Raw genomic sequence first — 12,321 nt, forward strand, 5'->3', positions numbered from 1 at the left:
CTAGAATTGCTCGCATGGCCACCAGAACCGACGCCCCGACCCGTCGTGAGCAGATCCTCAAGGAGGCCGCGCGGCTCTTCGCCGAACGCGGCTTCCATGGCGTGGGGGTCGACGAGATAGGTGCCGCCGTCGGCATCAGCGGACCCGGGCTCTACCGGCACTTCGCGGGCAAGGACGCGATGCTGGCGGAGCTGCTGGTGGGGATCAGCGGCCAGCTGCTGACGGGGGCGAAGCGCCGGCTGGCGGAGGCCGACGGGATGCCGTCCCCGGCGGTGCTGGACTCCCTGATCGAGGGGCACATCGACTTCGCCCTCGACGACCGTCCCCTGATCACCTTGCACGACCGCGAGCTGGACCGCCTCCGGGACAGCGACCGCAAGCTGGTGCGGCAGCTGCAGCGGCAGTACGTGGAGCTGTGGGTGGAGGTGGTCCGCGAGGTCTACCCGGCGCTGTCCGAGCCCACGGCCCGCTCGGCCGTCCACTCGGTCTTCGGCCTGCTGAACTCCACGCCTCACCTGGGACGTCCCGGGTCGCTGCCGGGGCGGGGGGCCACGGCCGAGCTGCTGCACCGCATGGCCCGGGGGGCCTTCGGGGCGGCGGGCGGCCAGGAGTAGCCGCGCGCGGGCGTGACGAGGGTTACGGCCGGACACCTCTGGACGCCGCTTCATACTCGCCGGTACGGTTGAGTGAGCAAGCGCTTAGACATACGCAGGTGGAGGTGGCGGCGTGCGCCGTACTGTGTTCAATGAGGACCACGAGGCGTTCCGGGAGACCATCCGCGCCTTCATCGAGGCCGAGGTCGTACCGGTGTACGACGAGTGGTTCGCGGCGGGCCAGGCGCCCCGGGACTTCTACTACAAGCTCGCCGAGCTCGGCGTCTTCGGCATCCGCGTCGACGAGGAGTACGGCGGCGCCGGCATCGACTCGTACAAGTTCGAGGCGGTGATGTACGAGGAGACCGCCCGCGCGGGTGTGCAGTTCGGCGGCTCCGGCGTGCACGTCCTGCTCGGCCTGCCGTACATCAAGATGCTCGCCAATGACGAGCAGAAGAAGCGCTTCCTGCCGAAGTTCGTCTCCGGCGAGGAGATGTGGGCCCTCGCGATGACCGAGCCGGGCACCGGCTCCGACCTCGCGGGCATGAAGACCACCGCCAGGCTGAGCGAGGACGGCACGCACTACGTCCTCAACGGCGCCAAGACCTTCATCACCGGCGGCGTCCACGCCGACCGCGTCATCGTCTGCGCCCGCACCTCCGCGCCCACCGCCGAGGACCGCCGGTTCGGTATCTCGCTGTTCGCCGTGGACACGAAGTCCGAGGGCTACTCCGTCGGCCGCAAGCTCGACAAGCTGGGCCTGAAGACCTCCGACACCGCCGAGCTGGCGTTCGTCGACGTGAAGGTCCCGGTCGAGGACCTCCTCGGCGAGGAGAACAAGGGCTTCTACTACCTCGGCCACAACCTCGCCTCCGAGCGCTGGGGCATCGCCTACGGCGCCTACGCGCAGGCCAAGGCCGCCGTGCGGTTCGCCAAGGAGTACGTCCAGGACCGCACGGTCTTCGGCAAGCCGGTCGCCGCGTTCCAGAACACCAAGTTCGAGCTGGCCGCCTGCCAGGCCGAGGTCGACGCCGCCGAGGCCGTCGCCGACCGCGCCCTGGAGGCCCTCGACGCGGGCGAGCTGACCCCGGCCGAGGCCGCGTCCGCGAAGCTGTTCTGCACCGAGGTCGCCCACCGCGTGATCGACCGCTGCCTCCAGCTGCACGGCGGCTACGGCTTCATGAACGAGTACCCGATCGCCCGCCTCTACGCGGACAACCGGGTCAACCGCATCTACGGCGGCACCAGCGAGATCATGAAGTCGATCATCGCCAAGGACATGGGCCTGTAAGGTCCCCGAAATGACTGGCCGGTACAACCAGTTGCCATGAACGAGGCACTACAGGATCTCCTCGATCTGCTCGACCTGGAGCAGATCGAGGAGAACATCTTCCGCGGCCAGTCCCGGTCCGCCGTCGTCCCGCGGGTCTTCGGCGGACAGGTCGCGGCCCAGGCACTGGTCGCCGCCGGGCGGACGGTCCCCGAGGACCGGCTCGCCCACTCCCTGCACGCGTACTTCCTGCGCATCGGGGACCCCGGCGCGCCCATCGTCTACACCGTCGACCGGATGAACGACGGCCGGTCCTTCACGGCCCGCCGGGTGGTCGCCGTCCAGCACGGGCAGCCGATCTTCGCGCTGTCCGCCTCCTTCCAGCGCCCGGAGGAGGGCTTCGAGCACCAGGCCCCGATGCCCGCCGCCCCCGACCCGGCGACCCTCCCCACCTCCGAGGAGCGGCTGCGCGGCTACGGCCATCTCGACGCCGGCGTCGTGGAGAAGTTCCTGGAGGCGCGCGCCGCCGTGGACGTGCGCTACGTCGACGAACCGCCGTTCGGCAGGTTCGGCGAGCCGCGGGAGCCGCACTCGCAGGTGTGGTTCCGCGCCAACGGCAAGCTCGGGGACGACCCGCTGCTGCACGTCGTCCTCGCCACGTACGTCTCCGACATGACCCTGCTGGACTCGGTCCTGCTCGCGCACGGGCGGGGTGGCTGGGCCGTCGGCGATGTCGTCGGCGCCTCCCTGGACCACGCGATGTGGTTCCACCGCCCGTTCCGCGCCGACGAGTGGCTGCTGTACGACCAGCAGTCCCCGTCGGCCTCCGGCGGGCGCGGCCTCGGCCAGGCCCGCATCTACACCCAGGACGGCCGACTGGCGATCTCGGTCATCCAGGAGGGCGTGGTCCGCGCCCCGCGCGGCTAGGCCCTCCCTAGTCCAGCCCCGCCTCCGCCAGCAGGTACGCCGTCATCGCGTCGTAGTAGCGGGGGCTGACCACGTGGTCGTCGAGCGGGACCGTCACCTGGACGGTCCCCTCGGCCTCCGCGAGGAAGAGGGCCGGGTCGTTGGAGTCGGCGTAGCCGACCGAGTCGACGCCGTGCTGTCCCGCGTAGCCCGCCCAGCCGTGGTCGGCGACGACCAGGTCCGGCAGCGGGCTGCCCAGGCGCTCCAGCGCCGTCAGGATCGCCTTCATCGGCTCGCCCGAGTGGGTGTGCCACAGCGTGGCGCCGTGCTCCAGCACCGCCACGTCCGCGAACTGCATGACGTAGCCCTCGTCCGTCTGCAGCCCGTCCGGGATGACCACGATCTCGCAGCCGGCCGCGCGCAGGGCGGCGGCGGTGGCGCGGTGCACGTCGAGGAGGCCGCCGGGGTGGCCGGTGGCGAACAGGACGCGCTGGCCCCCGTCGGCCGCCTTGCGCAGTCGGCCGGCCATCCGCTCCAGGCCGGCGACGGTCAGCTCGGGGTCGATGGTGTCCTGGCCGAACCGGTACTCGGGATCGTCGTTGACACCGACCCGCTCCGCCATCACCGCGAGCACGTCCTGCTCGTCGGTCCAGCGGTCGCCCAGCTCCAGGCCGAGCCAGAAGTTCCGGTCGCCGTTCGCGAGCTTGCGGTAATGGGAGAGGTTGTTCTCGCGGGGAGTGGCTACGTCGCCCGCGATACGGGTTCTGACGAGGTGTTCGACGAGCTCGGCGCGGCTGGGTGTCCCGGGTATCGGCATGTGTCCCATTGTGAGGCAGACCCCCGCGGACGCGCGGGGTGTCCCGGCCGCTGGGACGTGGGTCACCTCCTTCTCGGGAGCGCCGCCTGGCTGTCGGCGACGGCAGGGAATGCGAACGCGTGTGCCAGTGGCCGCCGGTTGGTGTGGTGCTCGGGCGATCGACGTACGGGTGGGAGCAGAGGCGGTCGCAGAGGCCGCCAGGTACGCCCGGTGGACGTTCCGGCTGCGGGTGTCGTCGACCGCGCCGGCGGCGCTGACGGCTGAGTGGGACCGGTGCCGCTGGGTGTGGAACGAGTGCGTGGCCAAGTCCAAGCAGGTGCACGCCCACAACAGGTCCGGTTCCGACGGTGCTGACATGCAGACGTGCGGTCCTGCGCGGCTCGACAAACCGCTGACCGGGGCCCGTGCCGGGACGCCGTGGCTGCGGGAGGGCAGTTCGGTGCCGCAGCAGCAGATCATCCGGGATTTCGGTAAGTCTCGGGCGAAGGCGCACAAGGACATCCGCGAACCACTGCCGCAGCGGCGGCGGGCCGGGATGCCGGGGTGGAAGAAGAAGCGCGAGGTGCTGGCGAGCCTGAACTGCACCCAGCGCGGGTTCCGGTTGAAGGACGGCCGTCTGCACCTGGCCGAGGGCATCGTTCTGACCGTCGTGTGGTCGCGGGAGCTGCCCGCCGCGCCTTCCTCGGTGCGCGTGTACCAGGACACGCCGGGGCACTGGTACGCGAGTTTCGTGGTCCCGGCCGAGGTGCGGCCGCGTAGGTCGTGGGCGTCGGAGGTGGTGGTCGCGATCTTTCGGACGCCCCGGTCAACGCCGATCGCCCGGCCAGTCTCCGGCAAGGGGCGGGCCGGATCGAAGGTCGACGATGGCCCGCAAGGCCGCTGACGCGGCGATCGGCGCCACCAAGCGGGCGCTGACCGAATCGGCCCGCAAGCACGGCCGGATCGTGCACCTGGTGTACCCCGCCCACACCACCATGGACTGCGCGCACTGCGGAGCGAGAGCCAAGCACGCACTGCCGCTGTCGGAACGAACTGGCTGGCGCCGAAGGCGTAGAACCTCCTGGAGCGCTGCTCCGAGGGGCTGCCTGAGCCAGGGATCCCCTCTCATTTATGAGGGGGAGGATTCAATGCCGCAGTGCGAACCACAGCTCCATGCGTACGTCCGGGTCGTCGAGGTCGGTGTCGAGGAGCGCGGCGCAACGGGTGATGCGCTGGCGGACGGTGTTGCGGTGCACGGCGAGGGCGACGGCCGTCCGGTCCCAACTGCCGTGCAGGGAGAGCCAGGTGCGCAGGGTGTCGACCAGCGCGGGGGAGCCGGCGATCGGGGCGAGCACGGAACGGGCGTGGGCTGCGGCCTCGTCGTGGGGGACGAGGTCGGACAGGCCGGTTCCGGTGCCGTGGCGGACGAGGGGGGTGCGGGTGGCGCGGGCGCGGGCGAGCGCGCGGGCCGCGCGGGTGTCGGCGGCGGGCCACTCCGTGGGGATGGCGGGATCGCTGACGCCGAGGATCCATCCCGGCTGCGGGGCGGGCTCGCGGTCGGCGGGGACGAGGACGCGTACGACGTCCTTCGCGAGGTCGACGAGGGGGGAGCCGAGGGCGGCGCCGAGGGCGGAGGCGGTGACGGGGTCGGGGGTGGCGGGGGTTTCGGGGCGGGCGTGTACGACGTGCCATGTGTCGGTGCCGAGGAGGGGGGCGACGTCCGCGGGCTCCGCCCCGAGCAACAGCCGTACGAGAGCGGAGGTGCGGGCCGCGCCGGTGCCGCTCTGCTGCTCGCCGGTGAGAAGGGAGAGCAGTACGGCGGCCACGGAGGCGATGGTGTGGTCGGCGGGGTCGCGCTGGGGGGCGGCGACACCGAGGACGAAGCCGTGTCCCGGGGCGAGGGCGTAGGCGGCGAGGTGGGTACCGGCGACCGTGTCCGTGGCCGAGGTGGGTGTGCCCGGACCCGAGGGGCGCACGACCTTCGTGAGTTCGGCCAGGGCTTCCCGGGCAGCGCTCTCCACGGCGCGGCCCACCGACGACACCTCCGCCCCCTCCGGGCCGTACAGGACGGCCCAGCCGGACACCCGTTGGGCGAGTTGGCGGAGGACCGAGGGGACCGGGTCCGGGCGGGAGGCGGCTGTCGCCAACCGCTGCTGGGCCTCCGTCACTCGGCGGAGCTCCGCCAGGCGGGCCTGGGCCATCAGCTGCCAGACCGCTCTGGCCACGCCCGAGAAGGTCGTCCGGGGCGGGACCTCCAGCAAGGGGAGGTCGTACCTCTCGCACGCCGCCACCAGAGCCCTCGGTACCGTCTCGTGCACCGGAGCCAGTCCGAAGCCCAGGGCCGTGCCGCCCGCCTCGACGATCCTCGAGACGTAGTCGTCGAAGTAGGTGCCGGAGCCCGCCGCCTCCGGGATGTGGACGCCCGCCGTGAGCAGGAGCTCTCCGCCCAGCAGATACGGGTACGGGTCCGCCATCTCCGACGTGTGCGCCCAGTGGATCATCACGCGCGTCGGGTCCGCGGCGCCCGCGATGTGCCGCAGCGCCAGGTCCTCCCGGGCCAGCAGCGCCGACAGCGGTACCGGTGGGGTGGGTGGGACGGAGGGGTCCGGCATGTGCGTTTCCTCCACTCCGTACAGCCTCAATGGATGAAACGTACACTTCGCAGCCGCTTTTCGGCCACCTAGGGTCGGTCCAGACCGGCAGCCGCGGGTACGGGCGGATGTCCCCGCGAGCCGCTGCCGACGTCCCCCTGTATCTGCACGACACGCCACCGGGATGTACGTAAGGGAGGGCCCACATGGCCGTCGACTACACAGTGATCGTCGTCTATCTGGTCGGCATGCTGGCCATGGGCTGGTGGGGCATGCGCCGCGCCAGGTCCAAGAGCGAGTTCCTGGTGGCGGGGCGGCGCCTCGGGCCCGCCATGTACTCCGGCACCATGGCCGCCATCGTCCTCGGCGGCGCGTCCACCATCGGTGGCGTGGGCCTCGGGTATCAGTACGGGCTCTCCGGCGCCTGGATGGTGTTCACCATCGGCCTCGGGCTGCTAGCCCTCTCCGTCTTCTTCTCCGCCCGGATCGCCCGGCTCAAGGTCTACACCGTCTCCGAGATGCTCGATCTGCGGTACGGCGGCAGGGCGGGTGTGATCTCCGGCGTGGTCATGTGGGCGTACACCCTGATGCTCGCCGTCACCTCCACGATCGCCTACGCCACGATCTTCGACGTGCTCTTCGACATGAACCGCACGCTCGCCATCGTCCTCGGCGGTTCGATCGTCGTCGCCTACTCCACCCTCGGCGGCATGTGGTCGATCACCCTCACCGACATGGTCCAGTTCGTCGTGAAGACCATCGGTGTGCTGCTCCTGCTCCTGCCCATCGCCGTCGTCAAGGCCGGCGGGTTCGGCGAGATGAAGGCCCAGCTGCCCACCGAGTACTTCGACCCGCTGGGCATCGGCGGCGAGACGATCTTCACCTACGTGCTCATCTACACCTTCGGCATGCTCATCGGTCAGGACATCTGGCAGCGCGTCTTCACCGCGCGCAGCGACCGGACCGCCAAGTGGGGCGGCACGGTCGCCGGAACCTACTGTCTCGCCTACGCCCTCGCGGGCGCCGTCATCGGCACGGCCGCCAAGGTGCTCTACCCGAACCTGGCCAGCGCCGACGACGCCTTCGCCACGATCGTGAAGGACGAACTGCCCATCGGTGTCCGCGGACTGGTGCTGGCCGCCGCCCTGGCCGCCGTGATGTCCACCTCCTCCGGCGCGCTCATCGCCTGCGCCACCGTCGCCAACAACGACATCTGGTCGCGGCTCAGGGGCCTCGTGCGCGAGTCCGACGACGCGCACGACGAGGTCAAGGGCAACCGCGTCTTCATCCTGATCATGGGCGTCGCGGTCATCGGTACGGCCATCGCGCTGAACAACGTCGTCGAGGCGCTGACCGTCGCGTACAACCTCCTGGTCGGCGGACTGCTCGTCCCGATCCTCGGCGGACTGCTGTGGAGGCGCGGCACCGCGCAGGGCGCCCTCGCCTCCGTCGTCGTCGGCGGACTCGCGGTCGTCGCACTGATGGCGGGCTACGGCATCCTCGCCAACGAGCCGGTCTACTACGGCCTGCTGTCTTCCCTCGCGGCCTACCTCGCCGTCTCCTTGATGACGAAGCCCACCGACGCGGCCGTGCTCGCCGCCTGGCGCGAGCGCCTCGCCGGACGTGCGCCCGATCCCGAACTCGTGTCCGAACCCGTCCCGGCTCACCAGTAGAGTCGTAGACCCAGATGTACATACGCGACGAAGCGTAGGAAAGAAGGCATTTCCCATGAGCAGCAGCGAGACGCCCCGCGGCCCCGTCGACTCCTCGCGGATCCCGCGCTACGCCGGACCCGCCACCTTCGCCCGGCTGCCGCGCCTGGACGAGGTCGGCACCGCCGACGTCGCCGTGGTCGGCGTGCCCTTCGACTCGGGCGTCTCGTACCGGCCGGGCGCCCGCTTCGGCGGCAACGCCATCCGTGAGGCGTCCCGGCTGCTGCGCCCCTACAACCCGGCGCAGGACGCGTCCCCCTTCGCGCTGGCGCAGGTCGCCGACGGCGGCGACATCGCGGTGAACCCGTTCAACATCAACGAGGCCGTCGAGACCATCGAGGCCGCCGCCGACGACCTGCTCGGCACCGGCGCCCGGCTGATGACCCTGGGCGGCGACCACACCATCGCGCTGCCGCTGCTGCGGTCCGTCGCCAAGAAGCACGGGCCCGTCGCCCTGCTCCACTTCGACGCCCACCTCGACACCTGGGACACCTACTTCGGCGCCGAGTACACGCACGGCACCCCGTTCCGCCGCGCGGTGGAGGAGGGCATCCTCGACACCTCGGCGCTCTCCCACGTCGGCACCCGGGGCCCGCTCTACGGCAAGCAGGACCTCACCGACGACGAGAAGATGGGCTTCGGCATCGTCACCTCCTCCGACGTCTACCGCCGGGGCGCCGACGAGATCGCCGACCAGCTGCGCCAGCGCATCGGCGACCGGCCGCTCTACATCTCCATCGACATCGACTGCCTGGACCCGGCGCACGCGCCCGGCACCGGCACCCCGGAGGCGGGCGGCATGACCTCCCGCGAGCTGCTGGAGATCCTGCGCGGACTCGCCTCCTGCAACCTCGTCTCGGCCGACGTCGTCGAGGTGGCGCCCGCGTACGATCACGCCGAGATCACGTCGGTGGCCGCGTCCCACACGGCGTACGAACTGACCACCATCATGTCCCGCCAGATTGCAGAGGCCCGCGCGAAGTGACTCACGACCACGACCTGGTGCTGCGCCCCACCGACGCCCAGACGGAGGCCGCGCTGAACCCTCCCCCCGGCCGCAACGGCGGAGACCTGGTCGTGGAGACGCTGGCCGGGCTCGGCGCGACGACCGTCTTCGGCCTGCCCGGCCAGCACGCCCTCGGCATGTTCGACGCCCTGCGCCGCTCCGACCTGCGCTATGTCGGCCTGCGCGTGGAGAACAACGCCGGGTTCGCGGCGGACGCCTACGGCCGGATCACCGGCGAGGCGGCCCCGCTGCTGCTGTCGACCGGCCCCGGCGCGCTGACCTCGCTGGCCGCGCTCCAGGAGGCGGCGGCCGCCTCGGCACCCGTGCTGGCGATCAGCAGCCAGATCCCCTCCGCCGGTCTGGGCGGTGGCCGTCACGGCTACCTGCACGAACTCCCCGACCAGGCCGCCTCGTTCCGCGGCGTGGTCAAGTCCGTCCACACCGTCCGTACGCAGTCCCAGATCCCCTCCGCGATCGCCGCCGCCTGGAAGTCGGCGCTGACCGCCCCGCACGGGCCGGTCTGGGTGGAGATCCCGCAGGACGTGCTGCTCGCCGAGACGCGGGTGCCGGTGGTCACGGGCGTGGACGCCACACCGGAGGAGCTGGCGCCGCGCGTGGAGCTGACGGCCGTCGCGGCCGATCTGCTGTCGAAGGCGCTGCGCCCGGCGATCATCGCGGGCGGAGGCGTCGTACGGGCGGACGCGTCCGGGAAGCTGCGGCAGCTCGCGGAACTGCTCCAGGCGCCGGTCGTCACCACCCCCGGCGGCAAGGGCGCCTTCCCCTGGACGCATCCGCTGTCCCTCCAGTCGTGGCTGGAGGACCGGTACACGACCGACTTCCTGGAGGACGCGGACGTCCTGCTGGTCGTGGGGTCCGGTCTCGGTGAACTGTCGTCCAACTACCACACGTTCAAGCCGCGTGGCCGGGTGATCCAGATCGAGGCGGACCTCGGCAAGCTGGAGTCCAACCACCCGGCGCTCGGCATCCACGCGGACGCGCGACTCGCGCTGCAGGCGCTGCTGGAGACGGCGTCGAAGCGTACGGATCCGACGGCCGCGGAGCGCGTGAGGGACCTGCTGTCCCGGGTGCGGGAGCGCATCGCGTCCCAGGAACTCACCCTGGAACAGGAGGTGCTGGCGTCGGTGCGCCGGGCCCTGCCCGCCGACTCGCCCTCCTTCTGGGACATGACGATCCTGGCCTACTGGGCCTGGTCGGCCTTCGACGCCAAGGGCCCGAACCACATGCACTCCGCCCAGGGCGCCGGCGGCCTCGGCTACGGCTTCCCGGCGGCGCTCGGCGCGGCGGCGGCGGACCCCACCCGGCCGGTCCTCGCGGTCTCCGGCGACGGCGGGGCGCTGTACTCCGTCGCGGAGCTGGCGACGGCCCGCCAGTACGACCTCAACGTCACCTGGCTGATCGTCGACGACGGCGGCTACGGCATCCTGCGCGAGTACATGACGGACACCTTCGGCCAGGCCACGGCCACCGAGCTGACCCGCCCGGACTATGTGGCGCTGGCCGAGTCCTTCGGCGTGCCGGGGGTGCGGACCACGCCGTCGACGCTGGAGGCGGACCTGGCGAAGGCGCTCGCGGCGCCGGGCCCCTCGGTGGTCGTACTCCCGGCGCTGCTGCGGATGTTCGCGCCCACGCATCTGTCGTCGGAGCGGTAGAAGCTGAGGTTGATCCGGGCCCCGGGCGCGACGACGGGCTCGGCCAGACAGGTGGCCAGCCACCCGGGGCCGTGGATCGCGTGGCGGACGGGCAGCTCCGAACCGTCGACATGGGGGAGCGGCACGGAACCGGCGGCCCGGTAGAGCGGTCCGGCCGCCGGGTCGGCGAGGACGTCCCGTTCGAGCGCGGCGAGCGCGGCACTGCCCGGCCGCAGCTCCACCGCCTGCTTGAGGAACGGCATGACGGCCGGCGCCCAGTGCGTCCGCCAGCCGGTCAGCGTCTCGGCGCGGATGCGCGGGTCCAGCAGCAGACCCCGCATGACGTTGGCCGGGGCCCGTCCCGGGGGGAACAGCAGCCGGAACTCCTCGTTGTGGGCGACGATGTCGAACTCCGCGTCGCTCACGTAGGCGATCGCCCCGCCGACCCGGTCGAGCAGCCCCTGCCACATCCCCGACAGGGCCATTCCCGAGCTGTCGTGCAGCGCGCGGGGCGGGTTCTCCTTGCGGGTCAGCTGCCACAGGAACACCCACTCCTGCTCGCTGAGCTCCAGGGCCCTCGCGATGGCGGTGATCAAGTCGGCAGCCGGACGGACGAGTTGACCGTTCTCGAACCGGTTGTACGTCCCTCGCGCCCGCGCCAGCAGCTCGTCCATCTGCTCCTGGCTCAACCCCACGGCCCGCCTCCCGGGCCCGGCCGGGCGCCGAGGGAACCCCTTGGCCGCGGGGTCGATCGCCGCCCGCCGCGCCTGGAGCACTTTCCTCAGGGCGGCGCGATCACTGGTGTTGAGTCGCATGGGCCGCATTATCTGCAATTTCTGCACGTGGAAAGAGCCGTCGAAGCGGGCGAGACTCCTGGTCAGCGGGTTGCGGAGGGGATCCGAGGACCCCGCGTCAGGGCTACGGGGGAGCCCTGACGCGGGGTCGGACCGGCCGGGTGGGCTACCAGATCGCCTCGACCCACTCCGGGTGGTCGATGAACGGGTTCCGGTTGCCCTGGTAGTTGGTGTAGATCACCTGGTTGCGGCGCTCCTCGAAGGCGTCCGGCGGGTCCTCGTCGTTCCAGGTCTTCAGGACCGAGAGGCGGCCGTGGTAGGGGACGCTGCCGTTGATGGAGTCGTTGGCCTCCAGGTCCGGCCAGCTGTCGTCGCCCTCGTAGCGGACGGCCATGTACAGGATCATGCGGGCCACGTCGCCCTTGACGGCGTCGCGGGGCTCGAAGGAGTTCGAGTCGGTCAGGCTGCCACCGGCGTTGGTGAAGGAGCTGCCGCCGTTGTCGAAGTCCTTGTTGCCGCGGATGGAGTTGACCTGGACGTCCTCGGGGCGCAGGTGGTGCAGGTCGGTGCCCGGACCCGCCGAGGTGCCGAAGTCGCCGTGCGACTGCGCCCAGACGTGCTCCCGGTTCCAGTTGCCGGTGCTGCCGCCGTTCAGCGACTTGCTGCGGGAGATGCCGCTGTAGAGCAGGACCACGTTGCCGCTGTTGTTCGGGTCCTGGTCGGTGACCTTCAGGGCCTCCCAGACCGCTGTGTACGACAGCTTGGTCTGGGGGCTGATGATGGTGTGCAGCGCGCTCTTCAGGCTCGTACCGGACTTGCCGATCGCGTTCTTGTAGTACGTCGAGTCGTACGCGGTGGTCGTCGCCGCGGCGGGGGTCGCGGTGAGCGCGGGAACGCTGAGGCCGGCCAGGACGGTGGCGGTGGCGAGGGCCACCGACTTCCAGCGGCGTATGTGTGTCGCCAGCATGAGGGGGAGTCCCATCTACGCGGGTTGAATGGAGGCG

At 71.3% G+C, this 12,321-nt stretch carries 9 protein-coding genes and 2 pseudogenes; 7 read left to right on the plus strand and 4 right to left on the minus strand.

Translation table 11 applies throughout. From position 1 onward, the window contains the following. The first annotated feature begins 14 nt into the window (after positions 1 to 14). From ACWDRW_RS08420 to ACWDRW_RS08430, 3 genes are all read left to right on the plus strand, one after another. Positions 15 to 614, plus strand: coding sequence for an SACE_7040 family transcriptional regulator (locus tag ACWDRW_RS08420; protein ID WP_451721514.1), 600 nt, complete (start codon positions 15 to 17; stop codon positions 612 to 614). 112 nt (positions 615 to 726) lie between these two features. Beyond that, positions 727 to 1,884 carry an acyl-CoA dehydrogenase family protein gene (locus tag ACWDRW_RS08425; protein ID WP_451721515.1) on the plus strand — a complete coding sequence of 386 codons (1,158 nt, stop codon included), beginning with the start codon at positions 727 to 729 and terminating at the stop codon, positions 1,882 to 1,884. 36 nt (positions 1,885 to 1,920) lie between these two features. Then, a complete protein-coding gene (locus ACWDRW_RS08430; RefSeq protein ID WP_451721516.1) occupies positions 1,921 to 2,790 on the plus strand; it encodes an acyl-CoA thioesterase in 870 nt (289 codons plus the stop codon). A 7-nt stretch (positions 2,791 to 2,797) separates the two neighbouring features. Here ACWDRW_RS08430 and ACWDRW_RS08435 read toward each other — a convergent pair whose 3' ends face one another. Further along, on the minus strand, positions 2,798 to 3,586 hold the full coding sequence (locus tag ACWDRW_RS08435) for a phosphatase (RefSeq protein ID WP_451721517.1): 789 nt from the start codon (positions 3,584 to 3,586) through the stop codon (positions 2,798 to 2,800). Between the two features lie 169 nt (positions 3,587 to 3,755). Here ACWDRW_RS08435 and ACWDRW_RS08440 point away from each other — a divergent pair. Then, positions 3,756 to 4,620 (plus strand): annotated as a pseudogene (locus tag ACWDRW_RS08440) (RNA-guided endonuclease TnpB family protein); the annotation flags it as partial. 90 nt (positions 4,621 to 4,710) lie between these two features. Here ACWDRW_RS08440 and ACWDRW_RS08445 read toward each other — a convergent pair. Continuing rightward, positions 4,711 to 6,177: a PucR family transcriptional regulator ligand-binding domain-containing protein gene (locus ACWDRW_RS08445; protein WP_451721518.1), complete on the minus strand. Its 1,467-nt coding sequence runs from the start codon at positions 6,175 to 6,177 to the stop codon at positions 4,711 to 4,713. Positions 6,178 to 6,362: 185 nt separating this feature from the next. Between ACWDRW_RS08445 and ACWDRW_RS08450 the strand changes: the two genes are divergently transcribed. From ACWDRW_RS08450 to ACWDRW_RS08460, 3 genes are read left to right on the plus strand one after another with little or no spacing between them, the layout of a single operon-like run. Then, a complete protein-coding gene (locus ACWDRW_RS08450; RefSeq protein WP_451721519.1) occupies positions 6,363 to 7,829 on the plus strand; it encodes a sodium:solute symporter in 1,467 nt (488 codons plus the stop codon). A gap of 55 nt (positions 7,830 to 7,884) precedes the next feature. After that, complete coding sequence (gene speB / locus ACWDRW_RS08455; RefSeq protein WP_451721520.1) at positions 7,885 to 8,853, plus strand: agmatinase; 969 nt, start codon at positions 7,885 to 7,887, stop codon at positions 8,851 to 8,853. Next, positions 8,850 to 10,544, plus strand: coding sequence for a thiamine pyrophosphate-binding protein (locus ACWDRW_RS08460; RefSeq protein ID WP_451721521.1), 1,695 nt, complete (start codon positions 8,850 to 8,852; stop codon positions 10,542 to 10,544). Before speB ends, ACWDRW_RS08460 begins: the two co-directional genes overlap by 4 nt. 176 nt (positions 10,545 to 10,720) lie before the next feature. On the opposite strand, the pseudogene ACWDRW_RS08465 reads toward ACWDRW_RS08460, so the two are convergent. Together ACWDRW_RS08465 and ACWDRW_RS08470 are read right to left on the minus strand one after the other, a co-directional pair. Beyond that, positions 10,721 to 11,347 (minus strand): annotated as a pseudogene (locus ACWDRW_RS08465) (MmyB family transcriptional regulator); the annotation flags it as partial. A gap of 136 nt (positions 11,348 to 11,483) precedes the next feature. Then, complete coding sequence (locus ACWDRW_RS08470) at positions 11,484 to 12,284, minus strand: endonuclease I family protein (protein ID WP_451721609.1); 801 nt, start codon at positions 12,282 to 12,284, stop codon at positions 11,484 to 11,486. Between the last annotated feature and the right edge of the window lie 37 nt (positions 12,285 to 12,321).

The organism is Streptomyces sp. NPDC003635 (assembly GCF_053587635.1).